This window comes from Vogesella facilis (assembly GCF_042648525.1).
Lineage (GTDB): Bacteria > Pseudomonadota > Gammaproteobacteria > Burkholderiales > Chromobacteriaceae > Vogesella > Vogesella facilis.
Window position 1 is genome coordinate 23,005 of the sequence record NZ_JBHRXN010000004.1, and the last position, 19,583, is coordinate 42,587.

Genomic DNA, 19,583 nt, shown 5'->3' on the forward strand with positions numbered 1-19,583 from the left:
TTGGAGACGTTAATGGCCAGTATTGATATATTTTCTCTCCCCCAAGATAAGTGGACAAAATGGAAGTATGAAAAGAGTCCTTTCGCACACTTCTCACTCAATGCAGACCAAGAGGGACTGGATCTTCTTGTCGGTCGCGATGAACTACTTCAAAAACAAGTGATCCCTTCATTTTCAACATGGGGGAAAATATCTTCCCTCAATGGTGGAGTTGGTGTTGGAAAGACTAGCCTTGCAAACGTTGCCGCCTTTATTTTGGAGGAGCTTGCAAATAAAGCAAGAAATAACAAGACGAGCAATCGCCACATTTACTCCTGTTTTGAAAATATAAAATACGAAAAATCCCACACTGACGAAGATTTCGAATTTTCTATTTTTCTTGCTATTGCAAAAAAAATCTACTCCATCAAAGATGGAAATTCTGACTTTTCATGGGCGGTTCTGCCTTATTACGAAGAATATCGACATTGCATCAATGACCCAACATTTAAAGACGGTGGACTTTCAATTGCAGCCATCGGTGGATTCGACAAAAGCAAGTCCTTAAACACCCACCCCGCCCACGGCAAGACTGCATTCATTGGCACAATCAAATCATGGCTGGATACATTATTCCCACAAAGAAACAGCTTCATTATTTGTGTCATTGATAATTTTGAACTAATGGATGAAGCAGAGAAGCTTATTGAGTTTTTTGAGAAAAAAAGAGACACCCTACTAAATCAAAAGGGCTTGAAATTTGTTCTTTGTGGTGCAAACAATAGTGTGCTTAAACTCAATACCGCATGGCTCAAAGCCTTTATTGACAACACCATTGAAGTACCGAGCATCAACATCGCCAATGCAGCGAAAATCTACGAAACCCGAACAGAAAAATTTGCAAAACCATCCTCCTACATCCCGATAAACGAAACTGAATTTATTGATTTAGCAAACCTTATAAAGGTTAATACCAGGGACCTCCTTGGTGAGGCGGAAAATTTTTGTCAGTACATTGATCTAAAATCAATTGCAGGCGAGCCCCTCCCAAAATCAGCAATTGACAAATCACAAAAATACAAGGAATGGATAATACTACAAACAAATGAAGCACTAAAAGCAATTGGAAAACGAATAACGAAGAACTGTTGGCGCATACTAAATATTGCATCCACCCCGACCATGGATGGAACATTTAAATCGGGCGATTACGAATTATTTAATATTCCCCAAGGATCCTATAGCAACGTCATCAACACGCTAAAAGACTTAAAATTAGTTGAAGAACGAAATGACGAAGAACACAAGAAAAAAAGAATATACACCCTAACACCAAAGGCTTATTACATCCTGCATGCCTCGAAAAATGGTGATGTAAATCAATTTGATGCGCTAGAAGACACAACTCCGCCAGAATAAAAAGATAGCAAGTAGCCCGGACATCGCTCCGGGTTTTTTCTTTATTCGCAGTCCGGATAGGCTTAAGCGCACCTGGAAATTTACTCTGGATACTAACTGCGTGCTGCTGCCCCCTCCTCCGCTCACGTTTTGCCTTGCGGCCAACGTTGATGGGTTCCCGGATGCGCCTGCGACTTATCTGGTCTACGGATTTGGATGCTGACACCGTGCCGCCTCATAGCCACCGTTACGCCGAGGTTTAACTACCATAAATCTACTGCAATTGAAAAAAGGCCCTGCATCGCAGGGCCTTTTACATTTACAAACCACATCAAGCAATCAGGTCGCATTCACCAGCTGATTACTCTCCAACGGCACAAACTGCATGCTGTTACCATCCAGCGCCTCGATGGCGCCGTTTTCGATGTTGTACACCCAGCCATGCAGGTTCAGTCGGCCCTGTGAAATGGCCAGCGCCACCGCCGGATGGGTGCGGATATTCGCCAGCTGTGCCACCACGTTTTCGCGCACCAGCGCATCGGCCTTTTCCTGTTGATCGGCATATTCACGCGAGGAAACAATCACCTTGGCGGCATCGGCATAGCGCAGCCAGTGGGATACTGCCGGCAGGTGGTCCAGGCACTGGCAGCTGGAAATGGCGGCCATGGCGCCGCAGTTGGAGTGGCCGCAGATCACGATATCGGTGATCTTGAGTACCGACACTGCATATTCCACCGTGGCCGATACGCCGCCCGGTTCCGGGCCGTAAGGCGGCACGATATTGCCGGCATTGCGGATCACAAACAGGTCGCCCGGCTCTTGCTGGGTTAGCAGTTCCGGCACCACCCGGCTATCGGAACAGGTAACAAACAGCACGTTTGGATTTTGCTGCCCAGCCAGCTTTTTGAATAAATCCGTTCTGGTCGGGTAAACCTCTTTTTGAAACTTCAAAAAACCGTCGATAATCTTCTGCATTAATGAATATCTCCGAATGCGAAATAACCATGCACTACCCAGGGGAAATTCGCCCGGGCAATTAAGCCATGCGAATATGGCCATGCTGCAAATAGGGTCGGGTTTCGGTGTGGAAACCGGTGTGGCCGCTAAAATAACACACAATTGCCGGCGCAATGTTTCAGGCTGCCGGCGGCAGGATGGCTATGTTACCGCCACAACCAACTCCCGACTTCCCCCACAAAACATGCGGTTTTCCGCCCGGTATCGCGCCACATGCTGCCCGCTGTTCACCGCGCCGGCGCAGCAAGACAGTAAGGGTGCGGCAAATACTGCATGGCCCGGCCTGCCTGGTACACCGCAGTCGCCTGCCGGCCCACAGCCAGCTGCGCCTTGCGGCCAACCTTGCAAGGTTGGCCGCATCCCCGCCCTGGCAGACCTGCCCCACCCCCGCTGTGCTATAGTGGCGCCCCACCCCGCCAGCCGTGATTTGCCCGATGTTCACCTTGCCCCGCCTTGCTGTCTTGCTCTTGCCACTGCTGCTGGCCGCCTGCCAGCCAGACGAGCCGCTACGCGGCAGTTTCCAGTGCGCAGATCACAGCCGCTTCAGCTACAACCGCCAGAGCCAGTCGGTGCAGCTGCAGCGCGGCAGCGTGACTTTCCACGGTTTCATGGACGAGAAGCGCCAGCTGGTATGGCCGAAGAATGCCGGCGAGCGCAGCCTGCCGGACACCTACGCGCTGTCGCGCAAGGTGGCCGGGCAGCTGATGCTGTACGGCGGCTTTGCCGGCAAGGGGCTGGCCTGCCGCAGCGACGGCGCCGCGCCCGCGCAGTAGGCACCATCACTATGCGCATTCAGGATTTCCACCACGCCCTTGCCGCCATCGGCGCCCGCCCCTGCCACGTTGGCCGCATCAACCGCGCATGGCTGAAAGGTCTGCCGCTGGATAGCGGCACCCGCCACCAGCAGGGCGACAATTATTTTCCGCTGTCGGTACGCAACGGCCTGCCGCCGCTGGCCGCGCAGATCGACGCGCTGGCGCGCATCCACTCGCAGCACGACGCGGCGGATGGTTCGCTGCGGCTGCTGGTGGCACTGAACGACGGCCAGATGGTGGAAAGCGTGCTGCTGCCACGCGACGGGCTGTGCGTGTCCAGCCAGGTGGGCTGTGCGGTGGGGTGCACCTTCTGCATGACCGGCAAGAGCGGGCTGCTGCGCCAGCTGGGCAGCGCCGAGATCGCCGCGCAGGTGGTGCTGGCGCGGCGCATCCGCCCGGTGAAAAAGGTGGTGTTCATGGGCATGGGCGAGCCGGCGCACAATCTGGACAATGTGCTGGACGCCATCCAGCTGCTGGGTACCGACGGCAATATCGGCCACAAGAACCTGGTGTTTTCCACCGTGGGCGACCCGCGGGTATTCGAGCGTCTGCCGCAGCTGCAGGTGAAGCCGGCGCTGGCGCTGTCGCTGCATACCAGCAATGCCGAGCTGCGCGCCCAGCTGCTGCCGCGCGCGCCGCGCTACCAGCCGGCCGAGCTGGTGGCCTTGGGCGAGGACTACGCGCGCCGCGTCGGCTACCCGATCCAGTACCAGTGGACGCTGCTGGCCGGCATCAACGACACGCAGCAGGAAATGGACGCCGCGGTGCAGCTGCTGCGCGGCAAGTACGGCGTGCTCAACCTCATCCCGTACAACAGCGTGGAGGGCGACGGCTACCAGCGCCCGTCCGCCGAGCGCATCCAGCAGATCAAGCGCTACCTGCACGATAACGGCGTGCTGACCAAGATCCGCGATTCCGCCGGCCAGGACATCGACGGCGGCTGCGGCCAACTGCGCGCCCGCGCCGCCGATGTCATCGACCACAGCCGGCTGCTGCGCCGCAACCGCGCCGAGCAAAGCAAACCGGCGGGCTGAATACCCGGTCTCGCAGTATGGCTACTGCTGCCTATGATGAAGCAGAAGCCTGACGAGACGCCCCGCCATGCGCAAGTTTGCACCCTGCATTCTGCTCGCCTTGCTCTGCAGCGTAAGCACGCTCCGGGCCGCGGAAACGGTGCGCTTTCCCGATTACCCGGACCCGAACAAGACCTTCTTCCGAGCCGTGCTGCAACTGGCGCTGGACAAGAGCGGCCAGACCTATACGCTGGCCGCCGTGCTGCCGGAGATGCTGCAGGGGCGCTCGATTGCACGTGCCATGGCACCGGGCGGCGATATCGACGTGCTGTGGACCATGACCACCCGCGAACGCGAAAGCCTGCTGCTGCCGGTGCGCCTGCCGCTGGACAAGGGCCTGCTGGGGTGGCGGATTGCCATCGTGCGGCGCGACCGGGCCGCACAGTTCGCCGGCGTGCGCACCGTGCAGGATCTGCGCTACTTCACCGCCGGCCAGGAGCACGACTGGCCGGACAGCGACGTGCTGCGGGAAAACGGCCTGCCGGTGCTGACTTCCGGGCAATACGCTTCGCTCTTCAACATGCTGGCGAGCAAGCGCTTTGACTACTTCCCCCGCGGCGTGACCGAGGCCTGGAGCGAGGTGGACGCCCGGCCGAAACTCGAGCTGACCGTCGAGCCGCACATCGTGCTGCACTACCCGGCCGCCGAGTATTTTTTTGTCTCCCCCGGCAAGCCCTACCTAGCCCGCCACCTCCACCAGGGCCTGCTGCGCGCCAAGGCGGACGGCAGCTTCGACCAGCTGTTCCATGCCCACTTCGACCCGCTGCTGCAGCGCGCCAGGCTGTCGGAACGCCGCATCATCCGCCTCAGCAACCCCCTGCTCGACGCGGCTACCCTGCTGCCGGCCAGCTCGGCCTGGTGGTACCAGCCGCCGCCGGCCAGCGGCAGACCCACCGGCAACTGAACCATTGCGACCCCACCGGCACCGGCTGCGCGCGGCAGCCTGAGCGGCACGCCCTAGCCCACCACCTGCAAGCTGGATTGCCCCAGACCGCCGCCCTTCTTCAGCACGATCTGCACCGCGATGCGCTCCTGCATGCCCGCCACGTGGCTGATGACGCCGATAGATTTACCGGTCGAGTTGATGGCGTCCAGCGCGTCCAGCGCCACTTCCAGCGTGTCGCCATCCAGGGTGCCGAAGCCTTCGTCGAGGAACAGCGAGTCGATGGAGGTCTTGTGGCTCACCAGGTCGGACAGGGCCAGCGCCAGCGCCAGGCTCACCAGGAAGCTCTCGCCGCCGGACAGAGTGCGGGTGTCACGCGCCACGTCGCCCTGCCAGGTATCGACGATTTCCAGCTCCAGCTCGCCGCCGGCCTTGCGCTGCAGCAGGTAGCGGCCATGCAGGCGCGCCAGCTGGCGGTTGGCCAGGTGCATCAGGTGCTCCAGCGTCAGCCCCTGCGCAAACTTGCGGAATTTGTCGCCCTCTTTCGAGCCGATCAGGCTGTTGAGCCGCTGCCAGATATCGACCTCGGCGCTGTGCTGCTCGATCTGCTGCCACAGCGCCTGCTGCTTGTCGCGGCGCTGCGCGTCGTCGTGCAGCAGCGCCTGCAGCGCGCCGTGCTGGCTGGACAACGCGAGACGCTGCGCCTCCAGCACCGCCAGCGCGGCATCCAGCTCGGCCAGCGGCAGCGGGCTGAGCGCCTGCTGCTGCAAGGCCAGCCGCGCCGCCGCCGCGCTCTGTCGCACCGCCTGGCTGCGTTGCAGCGCCTGCTCCAGTTGCTGCTGCTGCGCCTGCAGCTGCTGGCGTTCTTCCGCCGGCAACAGTGCCTGCAGGAAGGCGGCCAGATCGGCAAACGGGCTGGCCGCCAATGCGGCCAACCATGCCTGCTCGGCGGCAGCGTGTTGCTGTTGCTGTGCCTGCAGATCGGCCGCCAGCTGTGCCTGCTGCCCCTGCAGGCTGGCAATCTGCGCCGCCAGTTGCTCCGCTTGCGCCGCGTAGTGCGCCAGCGCCTGCTCGTCGCCGGCTAGCGCAGCGCTGTCCGCCGGCGCGGCGGCGGACAGCCGCTCCCAGCGCGCTTGCCAGGTTTGCGCCAGCGTGGCCGCCTGCTCGCTGCGTGCCTGCTGTTGCAGCAGTTCGCCCTGTTGCTGCTGTTGCGCCTGCTGGGTGTGCTGCCAGTGTTGCCAGTCGAGCTGGCGGGCGGCGAGCCAGTCCGCCATGTCGCCGTCGGCGCTGAAACCGGCGGCAGCGATGGCTGCGGCCAACGTTGCGCCGCTCTGGCGCAGCCCGTCTCCGGCGGCGTCCAGCTGGCGCTGCAGCTCGGCCACGCCTTGTTCCGCATGCGCTGTTTCCTGTTGCAGCAGCTGGTGCTGCTGCTCGGCTTGCTGCAGCTGTGCGGCCTGCTGCGCCTCGTGCTGCCGGGCGGCGGCCAGCCGCTGCTGCGCCAGCTCCGCCTGCTGCAGCGTGTCGTTAAGCGCCGCGTCCTGCTGCTCGGCGCCGAGCAGCCCTTGCTGCCATTGCGCTTGCTGCGCCCAGTCGCCGGCATCCAGCCCCAGCGGCGCGGCCTGCGCCTGCCAGGCGGCTTGCGCTTGCCGCTGCCTGTCGGCCACGGTGTCCAGTGCGCCCTGCAGCTGGTCAAGGCGCTCTTCCAGCTTGACCAGCTCGCCGTTGACGGCGCGGCCCTGCTCCTCCAGCAGCTGTAGCGCGGCTTCCTTTTCCTGCAGCGCGCGGGCGGTGTCGGAGACGGTCAGCGCCTGATAGGCGTCAATGCCGGGATGCTCCAGCGCGCCGCACAGCGGGCAGGCCTCGCCCGGCTGCAGCGCGGCGCGGTGCGCCTCCAGGCTCTGGATGCGCTGTTCCAGCAGCAACAGCCTGCGCTTGTCGTCCACCTGCTCTTTCAGCACGCGGTAATCCTGCCGCAGGCCGTCGCGCCGCACTTGCTGCACCGCCAGCTGCTGGCGGGCAGCGGCCAGCGCGTCTTGCAATTGCGTGCCTTGTCCGGCGTGCTCGCGCAGCTGGCTGGCAAGCTGGCCCAGCTGCCGCCACGCCTGCAGCTGCTGCTGGCTGTGCTGCCAGCTCTCGCGCAGGCTGGCCAGAGTCTGGCCTTGCAACAGCTCGGCCGCCGCGTGTTCGGCCACTTGCGCGGCGTGCCGGCTTTGCTGGTGCTCTACGCTGGCGTGCTGCAGCGCCTTATCCAGCTCGCCAAGGCGGCGCCCGGTCGCGGCCAGCCCGTCCTGCTGCGCCTGCAGCTGGTTTTGCAGCTGCTGCCGTGTCTGCTGCGCGTGCTGCAGCTGCCTGTGCTCGCTGTGCCAGCCGCTGAGGCGCTCGCCCAGCACGGCAAAATGGGCGTGTTGCGACAGCCACGCCTGCCGGGTCTGCAGCGCGTCCTGCAGCGTCTGGCACTGCTGCCGGGCCGTACTGGCCAGCGCGGCGGCAATGGCCGTGGCCTGCCAGTGGGCGGCAACCGAGCGCTGCCGGCTGTCGACCAGCTGCAGCTGCAGCCTGTCGCCAGCCTGCTGGATTTGCTGCTGGCGCGCGGCGGCGTCCTGCCAGGCCTGCTGCAACGGGCGCAGCGCCTCGGCTGGCGCGCTGTGCTGCAGGCGCTGCAAGCTTGGCCGCGCCTGCTCGCTGGCCTGCTGCGCCGCCTGCTCGGCTGCGGCGGCCGCCTGTTCGGCGTGCTCGGCCTGAGTCAGCTCGTGGCGCCACTGCCGCAGCTGCTGCGCCTGTGCCCGCTCCGCCTGCTGGGCGGCCAACTGCTGCTCGAACGCCGCCAGCTGCTGCTGCATGTCCTGCCGCTGCTCGGCCGGCAGCAGCTCCACGCCGGCGGCGCGCGCCTGCAACTGTTCCAGCGCCTGACGGGCGTCGCGCGCCTGCTCGAACACGCGCTGCGAAATCTGGCCGTAGATGTCGCTGCCGGTCAGCTCTTCCAGCAGCTCGGCGCGCTCGTTGGCGCTGGCATTGAGGAAGACGGCAAAACCGCCCTGCGCCAGCAGCATCGATTTGGTAAAGCGCGCGAAATTCAGCCCGGTAATCGCCTCGATGCGCTTGAGCTTGTCGTTGATCTGGGTGGAGAGGATGTTGCCGGCGCCGTCGGCCAGCTCCACCCGCGGCGCCTGCAGCTGGCCGTCGGCCTTGTCGCGCGCGCGGCGCTGGCTCCAGAACGCGCGGTACAGCTGGCCTTTCACCTCGAATTCCACCTCGGCCAGGCAGTCGGCGGTGTGGCGGCTCATGATCTCGTTGCTGCTGGCGGAGATGGTCTTCAGCCGCGGCGTTTCGTGGTACAGCGCCAGGCAGATGGCGTCCAGCAGCGTGGATTTGCCGGCGCCGGTGGGGCCGGTGATGGCGAACAGGCCGTTGCCCTGGAACGGCGGTTGGGTGAAGTCGATCTGCCACTCGCCTTGCAGCGAGTTGAGATTCTTCAGGCGCAGGGTCAGGATCTTCATGCCTCGCCCTCCTGCAGGCTGGCGACGATGTCGCGGTAGCGCGCCTGCAGCTGTGCGGCCAACGTTTCGTCCAGCGCCTCCTGCTGCAAGCGCTTGTCGAACACCTCGAACGGCGTCAGCTCGTCCAGCGTCTCGCGCGCCACCGCCTGCAGGCCGGCCACTGCCGTGCCGCGCTCGCGGCGGATGCGCAGCACTTCCACCGGCAGCTCGGCAACCAGCGCCTGGATGCGCGCCTGCAGGTCGGACAGGTAGTCGTCGCCCTGCACCAGCACCTCCAGCCACACCGGCTGCGCGGCGCTGCCCAGCGTGGCGGCGTCCTGGATCTGGTTTTCCAGTGCCTTCAGATCGCCCTTCACCGTCTGCAGCTGCTGGAAGCGCGGCACCGGCAGCGGCGTCACCCCCAGCAGGCCGATGGCGTCGACATCCACCAACAGCACCTGTTTCTGCTGCCCGGCCTCGTCGAAGCTCAGCGGGATCGGCGAGCCGCAGTAGCGGATGTGCTCCAGCCCGCCCACCAGCTGCGGGCGGTGGATGTGGCCCAGCGCGATGTAGTCGGCCGGCGGGAAGGCGCTGGTGGGGAACGCTTCCAGCGCGCCGACGTAGATCTCGCGCACCGATTCGCTGGCGCTGGCGCCGACGGTGGTGAGGTGGCCGGTGGCGATGATGGGCAGCGGCATGCGCAGCGCCTCGCGCTTGGCGCAGGCGCGCTGGTACAGCGCCTGGTAGTGCTGGTGGATGGCCTGTTGCAGCGACTGCTGCTTTTCCTCGGCGCTCTGCCCGGCCTGGCTTTGCAGCACGTCGCGCGGGCGGATGAACGGTATCGCGCAGACGATGGCGCCGGGCGTGCCGTCGCGCTGCGGCAACAGCAGCAGCTGCTGCTCGGGGTCGGCCTCCACCGCCGGGATGACCGTGGTGCCAAGGCAGCACAGCAGCGGCCGGCTTTCGCCCAGCGTGGCCACCGAATCATGGTTGCCGCCCAGCACCAGCAGCGCGGTGCCGGCCTGGTGCAGCGCCACCACCAGGCGGTTGTACAGCTCGCGCGCGTAGCTGGGCGGCGCGCCGGTATCGAAGATGTCGCCGGCGATCAGCACCGCGTCCACCGCGTGCTGCCGCACCTGCTGCAACAGCCAGTCGATGAAGGCCTGATGCTCTGCCTGCCGGCTCTTGCCCATGAAATGCTGGCCGAGGTGCCAGTCGGAGGTGTGAAGGATGCGCATGAAAAGGCCTGGGGAGACAACGGCCGCGATTGTAGCAACTCCGCCCGGCCACAGGCAGCTGCGGCCAACGTTGGCCGCAGTCCCAGCGGTAGCGCACGGCCCGCTTCGGTAAGGCCATCAGGCAGCTGCGCGGGCCAGGCGGCGAGGCGTGGCCACAGCGGCATATCTGCGCTGGTAAAGCCGCAACGGTTCACTAAGATGCAAGCACATCCGGGCGGCCGCCAGCCACCCATTCACCCGCAAGAGGCAAGCACGATGAAGACGATGCGAACACTAGGCGGCCAGCTGCCGCTGGCCCTGGCCGTCACCCTGGCGCTGGGCGCCGGCGCGGCCCGGGCGCAGGACCTGTCGGCCAGTTACGAGGGCGCACCGGTGCGCTTCGGCCAGGGCGAGGCGCACACCGTGGTGCGTACCGATGCCGACGGCAAGCCGGTGTCGATCGGCATCGTGTTCAGCGAAAGCGCGCTGGCCGGGCTGCCCGCCGGCGACAAGGACATGGCACCGGCCTACCAGCTGGCGATGCCGAGCAGCGGGCCGCAGACGGTGGTGGACCACGTGGTGATCAACTGGGAAGGCCACGGCCACCCGCCGCCCGGGGTGTACGATGTGCCGCATTTCGACTTCCACTTCTACCTGGTAAGCCCGGCGCTGCGCCAGCAGGTGGCATTCGGCAACGAAGGCGAATCCGGCGACCCGCGTCAGCAGCCGCCGGCCGCGCTGCTGCCGGCCGGCTATGTGGTACCGCCGGGCACCGCCGTGCCGCAGATGGGGGTGCACGCGGTGAACCCAGCGGCACCGGAATTCCAGCAGCAGCCGTTTACCGCCACCTTCATCTACGGCTACCACAACCAGCAGCAGACTTTCGTCGAGCCGATGGTGGCGCTGTCCTTCCTGCAGTCCAAGCCGTCGTTCTCCGCCGCGGTAGCGCGCCCCGCCAGCTACGGCAAGGCCGGCGTCTACCCGGCCAGCTACAGCGTGACCTACGATGCGGCCAAGCTGCGCTACGAGGTGGCGTTGCAGGATCTGCGCTGAGCGCGCCAGCGGGCGGTTACGGCGTAGCGCACACCGGCCCACGGCAATCGGCCGCCGGCGCACTTGCCTCTCTGTGACGCTGCCTACCGCGCCGCCAATAAAAAGGCCCGCCGCAAGCGACGGGCCGTTGGCAGCGGGTTAAGCTCAGCCGCGCGCCGGCACCGCGGCCAGCACCGCCTGCAGCAGTTGCCAGGCCTTGCCGACCGAGGCCACTTCCACCCGCTCGCCCGGCGCGTGCGCGCCACGGATATTGGGGCCGAACGACATCATGTCCATGTCCGGGTATTTGGCGCCGATGATGCCGCACTCCAGGCCGGCGTGGATCACCTGCACGCCGGAGTCGGCGCCAAACTGCTCGCGGTACACGCGCTGGAACAGCGCCAGCAGCGGCGAGGCCGGGTTCGGTGCCCAGCCGGGGTAGCCGCCTTCGGTTTCCACCGCGAAGCCGGCCAGGCCGAACAGCGCACCGATTTCCGCGGCCAGGGTGCGGAAGCCGCTGTCCAGCAGCGAGCGCACCATCAGGTTGGCGTACACCTTGCCATCGGCAATGCTGATCACGCCCAGGTTGTTGGAGGTTTCCACCACGCCGTGCACGCGCTGGCTCATGCGCTTCACGCCATGCGGCGCCGCCTGCAGCGCGGCGAATACCGCCTGCTGCGCCTCGCGCGCCATCACGCTGCCGGCCTCGGCCGGCTTGGCCGCCAGGGTGATGCCCTCGTCCACGCCGGCCAGTTCGAAGCGCATCAGCGCCTGGTAGGCGTCCAGTTGCGCCGCCACGTTGGCCGCATCCGCCGCCGGATACGCCACCACGGCGAAGGCTTCGCGCGCCAGCGCATTGCGCGCGGTGCCGCCGTTGAACGCTGCCACGCGCAGGTCGGTGCCAGCGGCCAACTCCTGCAGCAGGCGGATCAGCACCTTGTTGGCATTGCCGCGGCCGAGGTGGATGTCGGCGCCGGAATGGCCGCCGCACAGGCCGGACACCGCCAGCTGACGTACCTCGTAGCCGGCCGGCAGCGGCTCGGCGGCGTAGTCGCGGCGCACGTTCACATCAATGCCGCCGGCGCAGCCCATGTAGAACTCGCCCCATTCCTCGGTATCGATATTGATCAGCATCTTGCCTTGCAGCAGGCCGGCTTCCAGCCCCAACGCGCCGCCCATGCCGGCCTCTTCGTCCAGCGTCAGCAGCACTTCCAGCGGGCCGTGCGGCATGTCGTCGGCACTCAGTACAGCCAAGCCCAGTGCCACGCCGATGCCGTTGTCGGCGCCGAGGGTGGTGTTTTCCGCCACCAGCCAGCCGTCCTGCAGCACCGGGCGGATCGGGTCGTTGAAGAAATCGTGCACGGTGCCGCTGTTGGCCTGGCACACCATGTCCAGGTGGCCCTGCAGCACCACGCCCACGCGATCGGCCATGCCCGGCGTGGCCGGCATGCGGATCACCAGATTGCCCACGGCATCGATCACGGTTTCCAGGCCACGCAGCTCGGCCCAGCCCTGCAGGTAGTCGCGCAGCGCCTGCTCGTGCTTGGACGGGCGTGGAATGTCACACAGCGTCTGGAAGTGTTCCCAAACCACCTTGGGCTCGAATGCGGCGATGTTAACCACGAGAAAATGCTCCTGTTTGCAGACGTTCGGGTATTTCATGCCAAAATTTATTGGCAATGAATAACGGGCGACCAGTGATCGCCCGTTTCTTGATTTGTTACGGCACTGTAGCACAGCGCCAGTTGGGCGTCATTGCGCCCAAAGTGCAGTTTTTGTCGCAGCTTGTACGCGCCAATGCCATAAAAAGTAGTAAAACTACTAATGTAAGCTGCCAGTTACAGCCAGTTTTTGTACCATAACTACACAAAACCAACGGAGACCCAACCATGACCCGTCGTACAAAAATCGTTGCCACCCTGGGGCCGGCTTCCAGCGATGAAACCACGCTGGAGCGCCTGATCCAGGCCGGCGTCAACGTGGTACGCCTGAATTTCTCGCACGGCAGCGCACAGGATCATATCGACCGTGCCAATCTGGTACGCGGCACCGCGGAAAAGCTGGGCGTGCCGGTGGCCATCATGGTGGATCTGCAGGGGCCAAAGATTCGTGTCGGCCGCTTTGCCAACAACAAGATCACCCTCAGCAACGGCCAGCCGTTCATTCTGGATGCCGATTGCGAGCTGGGCGACGATACCCGCGTCGGCCTGGACTACAAGGAACTGCCGCAGGATGTGGACGCCGGCGCCGTGCTGCTGCTGGACGATGGCCGCATCGTGCTGGTGGTGGAAAAGGTGGACGGCAACGAGATCCACACCCGGGTGAAAGTGGGCGGCGTGCTGTCCAATAACAAGGGCATCAATCAGCAAGGTGGCGGTCTGTCGGCGCCGGCACTCACCGCCAAGGACATCGATGACATCAAGGTGGCGGCCCTGCTGGAAGCCGACTATCTGGCGGTGTCTTTCCCCAAGAGCAGCGCCGACCTGTACATGGCGCGTACCCTGGTGCATGCCGCCGGCTGCCAGGCGCGCATCATCGCCAAGGTGGAGCGCTGCGAGGCCATTGCCAATCTGGAAGACCTGATCGAATCGTCCGACGGCATCATGGTGGCGCGTGGCGACCTGGCGGTGGAAGTGGGCGACGCCGCAGTGCCGGCGCTGCAGAAACGCATGATCCGGCTGGCGCGCGAGCGTAACAAGCTCACCATCACCGCCACCCAGATGATGGAATCGATGATCAGCAGCCCGGTGCCGACCCGCGCCGAGGTATCCGACGTGGCCAACGCGGTGCTGGATGGCACCGACGCGGTGATGCTGTCGGCCGAAACCGCCGCCGGCCAGTACCCGGTGGAAACCGTGGAAGCGATGGCCCGCGTGTGCCTGGAGGCGGAAACCTCGTCCGACTACCAGCTGGAGCGCGCCTTCCTCAACCGCGAGTTCACCCGCGTCGACCAGTCCATCGCCATGGCGGCGCTGTTCACCGCCAACCACCTGCAGGTAAAGGCGCTGGTGGCGCTGACGCAGACCGGCTCCACCGCGCTGTGGATGAGCCGCGTGAATTGCGGCGTGCCGATCTACGCACTGACCCCGGAAATCAGCACCTACCGCCGGCTGGCACTGTACCGCGACGTGTACCCCATCCTGTTGCCGATGGCCAGCGACCAGAAAAAGCTGCTGCTGGCCGCCGAGCGCAAGCTGCTGGAACGCGGCCGCGTCAACCATGGCGACGTGCTGGTGGCCACCGTGGGCGACAGCGTGGGCCTGATGGGCAGCACCAATACCCTGAAGATCATCAAGGCCGGCGAAGGGCATTAATTTAGCCGGGGGCTGGCCTTGAAACCCCCGTCTGCGCTATAATGTAACAATCATCTGGGGGCGACCTGGTTTCGACGGGGGTTGCAAAGCGGATGAGGGCATACCGGGATTTCAGTCATCCCGTAAAACACTGAATTTATTTAGTCGCAAACGACGAAACTTACGCTCTAGCAGCTTAATCGCCGCTAGACTCTACAGCAGCTCGCTGGTGGGCTGTGGGGGCAACCCCGGTAGAGTCATTTCACACCAGCTCGCATCGGGTCGGGTTACTTGACCCGGTGTTAAACGCAAGGTAACTCGTTACTGCCAAGCCTGTCCGTCGGCGTGTCAGTGATTAAATCCAAATGACACGACTAAGTATGTAGAACTCTTCGTAGAGGGCTTCCGGACGCGGGTTCGATTCCCGCCGCCTCCACCACCGGATTCGAGTCAAATCAATGACTTAGCAAAAATGACCTGCCTCGGCAGGTCATTTTTTTTGGGCTTTTAGAGGGCGTTTGGTCAGCTTTTTGGTCAGCCTTTTATTTTCTTGCCCACCCTACTTCCTAGCCCCGCCGCGCCAGCCGTGCCATCACCACCCAACCGATGGCTGGTGGCAAATGCCCGAGCAGCCCCGCAGTGGAGGCATCCTCGATATCAATGCGCTGTGCGTCTGTGATTTTTTTCATACTGGACAATGCGGTTGCCTACCTGAATCTTGCGGAAAATGCGGCGTTTGCCAGTATTGACGCAGCCATCCGCCGGTATCTGGGTCGTCTGGCCGCTGTTGTATTCCACCATGCGCTGGCTGGGGGCAATCGTTACACCCAGTTTGCGGAAGGTCTCGGCGGCAATATCCTCAAAGGTCCCCGCGGGCGTGGGCTGCCCGGTAAAGCGGTTAATGCGCGTTTTGGCGAAGACGCCCTTGCTAACGCGTACCAGTTTGCCCTGCGCAACCAGGCTGGCCAACACCCGCCCCAGCTGTGCCGAGCTACCCAGCGAAGCCAGCTCAGAACGAAGGATGACGACGCCACTTCGCTTGGCGATAGACTTAACAACGCGATCCTCAAGCTTCATGGCTCCCTCCTCGTTCGTTAATTTCAAAGCAATCATTGATTGCAATGATAGCAATATTTTCATTGCATATCATGGCTTTGCTTGAGCATAGATTGATCATTAATGATCAATCTATGTCGCCACCAATTCGAGCAAAACAATAACAAAACCCCCGGCTGCTCTCGCAACTAGGGGTTTGGCTTTGTCACTTGACGACTACCAGCACCAACGTTGGCCGCAGCGGGTCACCCCCACCGCGCCAGCCGTGCCATCACTGCCGAACCGACCGCACGCAGCTCGTCGCGTGACCACAGTGAATCTGGCTCGGCAATCTGCTTTGCCAGCTCTGCCGACGTGAGCAGAAACGCCCCGCTTGGCACCGGCTCCGCCTGCACCACCCCATTACGGCTCAGGCTCAGCAACACACGCCGACCCCCAGCCAGATCAGCCTGCGACACCGGCCACGGCAACGAAGCCTCTGGCGCCCGCACTGGCACGCTGGCCGATGGCGCGGACTCGCCACGCAGATACGCCGCCACTGTGGCCAACCCTGCTTTGCCCTGCGCCGGCGCAAAGCACGCCGCGTGCATCTGCGCGCCCGCCTCTGTCCACACGATCATGCTGCGGCCGAAATTGCGTGAGACTTCGCCGGTGTGCAGGTTGGCCAGCCCGAAGCGGCGCAGCGCATCACCCTCCAGCCGGAACCAGTGCACACCGTGGACAAACCGCTCCGGAAACAGCTCACGGTTGCGCCGGATCGGATCGATGCTCATGCCGAAGCATGCGGCCAACCTTTGCATGGTCAGTACCGGCACATCGTCCAGCATCGCCACGCCTGGCTGAACAACGCTGGCCGCAATCGACGGCAAGGCGTAGCTACCGGACTTGCGCAGCGACGGCAGCACCTCGTGCGTCACCCACCGCTTGAAGCGTTTCGCCTCCGGTTTACGGCTTTTAAGGATCGCGGAGTATAGGCCGGATTCGTTGATGATGGTCAGCTCCTGTTTCCCACCAAGGGTGTCCACAATGTGGACACCCTTTTCGTCGTCATCCAGATTGCGGGTCATGTGTGGAACATGGGTGTAGTCCAGTGCAGCAGCAACATCAGACGCAACAAACCACACCTCGCCATCGCGGTCGAGCGTGCGAACATCAAAGGAATCAAAAGAGAAAACGGCAGGTGCGGACGCACCAATAGAAAGTGTTTGAGCGGCCATGATGGGCTCCTAGATCAGCGGTTTACTTCGCTGCCACCTATCCGCCAAGAAGGGTGGCCAGCACCGTGTGGGTTGGCGGACCGGGATCTAGTACCGGCAGGGGTTACCCCCTCCCACACGGGCCAGCCATTGAAGCCGTACCAGTGCCGTGGACGTAAAAAAGCCGCCATGCGGCGGATGCCCACCTAGATTCACCGGGCCGCCAAGCCCGCATCACGCTATTGAACGTGATGACACATGGTATGGCCAAGATCGATTACGTGTCAACCCAGGCTAACAAAGCAAAAGTTGATTGCATTTCCAATGTTTGGTTGACAAATTCTAGAAAAACAACATAATGGCGACATAACCAATCCGTAGAGCCACTAGACCTCATGAGCGACCAGAGCCCGTGTGACCTTCATCCAGACTTAGAGCTTGATCGTGTTCAATTCATCGGCAAGATCATCAAAGATGCGCGCAACGGCGCAAGACTCGAATACAACCCTGAAGCTGGCGATACAAGTTGGTCTAGCGGTTGCCGAGGGTTTTCTTGGGCATGGCAACGCTTACTCGGTGCAGCTGGCACAAAAGGATACGAGTGGTTGTCCACCATTGATTCCAGCATGCACTACGTTGGAGCAATCGGCAGCGTTCCATTCAGGTTCTATCATGGCGATAGCAAAAAGCCCAAAAACAAGTTCATTGAGGAGAAATTCTCACAACGGCAGCAGTTCAACCTAGACCTTGGAGCTGTCCCAGCACATCAAGACCTGATCTTTCTTTTTGCTGCCGAAACAGATGCCCAAGGAGTGACTGAGCGTGTAATATTTGCCGCCGTCCAGCCCAATGGACATGTTGTAAGCAGCATTGATGCAACCAGCGACGCCCCAATTCCGGCGATTGCACCGGTCCACTTGCCAGAAGAAAGCGGCGTAGAGCTTGGCGCGGCCAAGGTAAGTGGAAAGCGGAAAAAGCAGAAGAAAACAGCAAATGGAGACACACACTAACCCGTTTCAACCCGCCAGGCTACGCCTGGCGCGTTTGTTTCATGGCCTAACCCATGCAGAACTTGGCGCGAGGGCATCCAGCTCTCGCCAGTTCATGCACCAACTAGAATCTGGCATCAAAACCCCCAACGAACTGATGGTGAACGTGTTGAGCGAACAGCTGGAGGTTGATCCCAGCTTTTTCTTTATGCCGATCGCTGAAGACGTTGTGGAGCAACAATGTCATTTCAGAAAGCAGCGCACCACTCCCGCCAAAATTACGCAGCAAGTTCTGGCAAGGGGCACGCTGTTCAGTGAAACAGTCAGCAAGCTTGAAGAGTACCTTGACCTACCGGAAGTGGACTTCCCCGAAATTCCGGTCAACTCACGACTAGACGTTGAGCAGGCGGCTGAACGTTGTCGCAAGCATTGGGGGCTCGGCGTAACGGCCCCTATCGTGAACATGGTGAGGGTGGCAGAGAATGCCGGAGCAGTGGTGACTCACTTTGAAGGTGTATCAGAGAAGGTAGATGCACTTTCTGTTAGTCGGCGCAGACCTTTGATTGTGATGAGTACCAGCAAAGGAAGTGGCTGTCGAAGTAGGTTCGATATCGGCCATGAAATTGGTCACTTGGTAATGCACCAGGGAATTGAGACTGGAGATCACGAGACCGAGTCTCAAGCAAACCATTTTGCCGCGGCTTTCTTATTTCCGCGCAGTGCATTTGTTGCCGAATTTCCAAGAGACAAGAAGTTAAACTGGACAACACTCTACCAGCTCAAGTTGAAGTATAAGATTAGCGTTGCTGCCATTCTTTACCGTGCACACCACCATCTGGGCTTGATCGATGCAACACAATATCGTGCTGCACAGATTTATTTATCCAGAAGCACGCAGAAAAAAACTGAGAAGTACGATGAAGCCGTAGCCATGGAGCAACCAGAATTACTTGGCAATGCGTTTCGGGCACTACTCGAAGAAGAAGAAGTTGATGCAGAACACTTTGCCAGCCAAATCGCCATCAACCCTAACTTGCTTGAAAAGCTAACTGGTGTGCCTCACACCCAGAAGCCAACCCCCAAAAATAGGCAAAACATTATAGACTTGCTTGAGATAATAAAAGCAAAGCAAAATCAGTAAGCTTAAAAGCCCGACCAGTCGGGCTTTTATTTAAGGATCAATAATGACAAAGCAATATAGAGATAAAAAATGGCATGACTTCCGTAGAGAAGTAATTGATTTTGATGGGAATGAATGCACTCAATGTGGCAAGAAGGCGTCAGAAGGGGCCATCTTGCAAGTGCATCATAAGCAATACATCCCAGGTAGAAAGCCTTGGGAGTATGGTTTTGCAGATTGCGAAACCCTCTGCAAAGGTTGTCATGCAGCGGAGCATGGCATCATAAGGCCGGAAACAGGCTGGACTTATATTAGCTCAAGTGATTTAGGTGAAACAATTGGCTCATGCGATCGATGTGGCACAAGCATTCGATATGTATATTTAATTCATCACCCCACTTGGGAGCCAATTGAAGTAGGCACAGACTGCTGTGATGACCTAACTGGAACTGAAATAGCCAGTGAAGAGAGAAAGAAATCAAACCGGCTGCAAAATTTTTTACGGACAGAAAAATGGGAAGCCGACGCAAATGTCGAAAAGAGTACCATTAGAAAAATACCCATTTGCGTCATAAAAACAGCCATTGGATTCCGATTAGAGATCGCTGGAAAGCTTGGAAAAAACACATATCAGTCAGCAATCGAAGCCAAAATATTTTTGTTTGAACTAAATGAAAACGGCCAAATAAGGAAAATAAATGAATCAATAAAAAAGAAATCAAAAAACAACACTTAACAACAAAAAGTCAAGCAAGTCACATTTAACAACAAGTCTGCAGAAGCTGCCATTACATCAATAGGTCTACGCAGATCAACGACAACATTTACAAGTTGAAAACCTGTCAGAAGCTACAGCAGCGCACTTATTTTTCATTCTCAAGCTCATAACCAATAGAAATTGCGCACCCCAAGATTTTTTTAAATTCTTCAAATTGAGCCAAGTCCCCACCAGTCTCACTGAATCGCCCCAGCTTCTCTAGACACTCTTGAGCCGTTGGAAATATTGCTTCTCAAACTCTACCGGCGATAGCCCGTTTGC

The 19,583-nt window shown here is 60.8% G+C and carries 15 protein-coding genes and 1 other RNA gene; 10 read left to right on the forward strand and 6 right to left on the reverse strand.

What is annotated here, in order from left to right:
• Positions 1-12 precede the first annotated feature (12 nt).
• Complete coding sequence (locus tag ACFOLG_RS01845; RefSeq protein ID WP_386087786.1) at positions 13-1,398, forward strand: hypothetical protein; 1,386 nt, start codon at positions 13-15, stop codon at positions 1,396-1,398.
• Between the two features lie 318 nt (positions 1,399-1,716).
• On the opposite strand, the gene ACFOLG_RS01850 is transcribed toward ACFOLG_RS01845, so the two are convergent.
• Positions 1,717-2,352, reverse strand: coding sequence for a carbonic anhydrase (locus tag ACFOLG_RS01850; protein ID WP_386087788.1), 636 nt, complete (start codon positions 2,350-2,352; stop codon positions 1,717-1,719).
• Between the two features lie 476 nt (positions 2,353-2,828).
• Here ACFOLG_RS01850 and ACFOLG_RS01855 point away from each other — a divergent pair, with 476 nt between their 5' ends.
• The 3 genes from ACFOLG_RS01855 to ACFOLG_RS01865 all read left to right on the forward strand — a co-directional run bounded on the left by ACFOLG_RS01855 (position 2,829) and on the right by ACFOLG_RS01865 (position 5,186).
• Positions 2,829-3,167, forward strand: a complete 339-nt coding sequence (locus tag ACFOLG_RS01855; protein WP_386087790.1) for a hypothetical protein — start codon at positions 2,829-2,831, stop codon at positions 3,165-3,167.
• 11 nt (positions 3,168-3,178) lie between these two features.
• Positions 3,179-4,243, forward strand: coding sequence for an RNA methyltransferase (locus tag ACFOLG_RS01860; RefSeq protein WP_386087792.1), 1,065 nt, complete (start codon positions 3,179-3,181; stop codon positions 4,241-4,243).
• Between the two features lie 139 nt (positions 4,244-4,382).
• A complete protein-coding gene (locus tag ACFOLG_RS01865) occupies positions 4,383-5,186 on the forward strand; it encodes a hypothetical protein (RefSeq protein ID WP_386087794.1) in 804 nt (267 codons plus the stop codon).
• Positions 5,187-5,239: 53 nt separating this feature from the next.
• Here the strand turns inward: ACFOLG_RS01865 and ACFOLG_RS01870 are convergent, their stop codons facing one another.
• Both ACFOLG_RS01870 and sbcD read right to left on the reverse strand, forming a co-directional pair.
• The gene (locus ACFOLG_RS01870; RefSeq protein WP_386087796.1) at positions 5,240-8,662 is read right to left on the reverse strand and encodes an AAA family ATPase; all 3,423 of its coding nucleotides are present in this window, start codon (positions 8,660-8,662) and stop codon (positions 5,240-5,242) included.
• Complete coding sequence (gene sbcD / locus ACFOLG_RS01875; protein ID WP_386087798.1) at positions 8,659-9,879, reverse strand: exonuclease subunit SbcD; 1,221 nt, start codon at positions 9,877-9,879, stop codon at positions 8,659-8,661. Before sbcD ends, ACFOLG_RS01870 begins: the two co-directional genes overlap by 4 nt.
• Positions 9,880-10,143: 264 nt before the next feature.
• Here sbcD and ACFOLG_RS01880 point away from each other — a divergent pair, with 264 nt between their 5' ends.
• Entirely contained in the window at positions 10,144-10,911 is a 768-nt protein-coding gene (locus ACFOLG_RS01880; RefSeq protein WP_386087800.1) for a DUF5602 domain-containing protein, read from the forward strand.
• Between the two features lie 144 nt (positions 10,912-11,055).
• On the opposite strand, the gene ACFOLG_RS01885 is transcribed toward ACFOLG_RS01880, so the two are convergent.
• Positions 11,056-12,552: an aminoacyl-histidine dipeptidase gene (locus tag ACFOLG_RS01885; protein ID WP_386087801.1), complete on the reverse strand. Its 1,497-nt coding sequence runs from the start codon at positions 12,550-12,552 to the stop codon at positions 11,056-11,058.
• 227 nt (positions 12,553-12,779) lie between these two features.
• Here ACFOLG_RS01885 and pyk point away from each other — a divergent pair, with 227 nt between their 5' ends.
• A complete protein-coding gene (gene pyk / locus ACFOLG_RS01890; RefSeq protein WP_386087803.1) occupies positions 12,780-14,204 on the forward strand; it encodes a pyruvate kinase in 1,425 nt (474 codons plus the stop codon).
• 56 nt (positions 14,205-14,260) lie between these two features.
• Positions 14,261-14,622: a transfer-messenger RNA gene (gene ssrA, locus ACFOLG_RS01895) on the forward strand.
• Positions 14,623-14,840: 218 nt separating this feature from the next.
• On the opposite strand, the gene ACFOLG_RS01900 is transcribed toward ssrA, so the two are convergent.
• Positions 14,841-15,323 carry a DUF6088 family protein gene (locus ACFOLG_RS01900; protein WP_386087805.1) on the reverse strand — a complete coding sequence of 161 codons (483 nt, stop codon included), beginning with the start codon at positions 15,321-15,323 and terminating at the stop codon, positions 14,841-14,843.
• Between the two features lie 161 nt (positions 15,324-15,484).
• Entirely contained in the window at positions 15,485-16,456 is a 972-nt protein-coding gene (locus tag ACFOLG_RS01905) for a BRO family protein (protein ID WP_386087806.1), read from the reverse strand.
• A gap of 374 nt (positions 16,457-16,830) precedes the next feature.
• Here ACFOLG_RS01905 and ACFOLG_RS01910 point away from each other — a divergent pair, with 374 nt between their 5' ends.
• From ACFOLG_RS01910 to ACFOLG_RS01920, 3 genes are read left to right on the forward strand one after another with little or no spacing between them, the layout of a single operon-like run.
• A complete protein-coding gene (locus ACFOLG_RS01910; RefSeq protein WP_386087808.1) occupies positions 16,831-17,445 on the forward strand; it encodes a hypothetical protein in 615 nt (204 codons plus the stop codon).
• Positions 17,429-18,565 (forward strand): helix-turn-helix domain-containing protein, encoded by a 1,137-nt coding sequence (locus ACFOLG_RS01915; RefSeq protein WP_386087810.1) that lies wholly within the window; start codon positions 17,429-17,431, stop codon positions 18,563-18,565. The genes ACFOLG_RS01910 and ACFOLG_RS01915 overlap by 17 nt, the downstream gene beginning before the upstream one ends.
• Before the next feature lie 43 nt (positions 18,566-18,608).
• A complete protein-coding gene (locus ACFOLG_RS01920) occupies positions 18,609-19,280 on the forward strand; it encodes an HNH endonuclease (RefSeq protein ID WP_386087812.1) in 672 nt (223 codons plus the stop codon).
• Positions 19,281-19,583 lie beyond the last annotated feature (303 nt).

Bases quoted from the DNA above. Each gene is read 5' to 3' on its own strand.
- ACFOLG_RS01845 (WP_386087786.1), top strand. From the start codon at position 13: ATGGCCAGTATTGATATATTTTCTCTCCCCCAAGATAAGTGGACAAAA.
- ACFOLG_RS01850 (WP_386087788.1), bottom strand. From the start codon at position 2,352: ATGCAGAAGATTATCGACGGTTTTTTGAAGTTTCAAAAAGAGGTTTAC.
- ACFOLG_RS01855 (WP_386087790.1), top strand. From the start codon at position 2,829: ATGTTCACCTTGCCCCGCCTTGCTGTCTTGCTCTTGCCACTGCTGCTG.
- ACFOLG_RS01860 (WP_386087792.1), top strand. From the start codon at position 3,179: ATGCGCATTCAGGATTTCCACCACGCCCTTGCCGCCATCGGCGCCCGC.
- ACFOLG_RS01870 (WP_386087796.1), bottom strand. From the start codon at position 8,662: ATGAAGATCCTGACCCTGCGCCTGAAGAATCTCAACTCGCTGCAAGGC.
- sbcD (WP_386087798.1), bottom strand. From the start codon at position 9,879: ATGCGCATCCTTCACACCTCCGACTGGCACCTCGGCCAGCATTTCATG.
- ACFOLG_RS01880 (WP_386087800.1), top strand. From the start codon at position 10,144: ATGCGAACACTAGGCGGCCAGCTGCCGCTGGCCCTGGCCGTCACCCTG.
- ACFOLG_RS01885 (WP_386087801.1), bottom strand. From the start codon at position 12,552: ATGAAATACCCGAACGTCTGCAAACAGGAGCATTTTCTCGTGGTTAAC.
- pyk (WP_386087803.1), top strand. From the start codon at position 12,780: ATGACCCGTCGTACAAAAATCGTTGCCACCCTGGGGCCGGCTTCCAGC.
- ACFOLG_RS01900 (WP_386087805.1), bottom strand. From the start codon at position 15,323: ATGAAAATATTGCTATCATTGCAATCAATGATTGCTTTGAAATTAACG.
- ACFOLG_RS01905 (WP_386087806.1), bottom strand. From the start codon at position 16,456: ATGGCCGCTCAAACACTTTCTATTGGTGCGTCCGCACCTGCCGTTTTC.
- ACFOLG_RS01910 (WP_386087808.1), top strand. From the start codon at position 16,831: ATGAGCGACCAGAGCCCGTGTGACCTTCATCCAGACTTAGAGCTTGAT.
- ACFOLG_RS01915 (WP_386087810.1), top strand. From the start codon at position 17,429: ATGGAGACACACACTAACCCGTTTCAACCCGCCAGGCTACGCCTGGCG.
- ACFOLG_RS01920 (WP_386087812.1), top strand. From the start codon at position 18,609: ATGACAAAGCAATATAGAGATAAAAAATGGCATGACTTCCGTAGAGAA.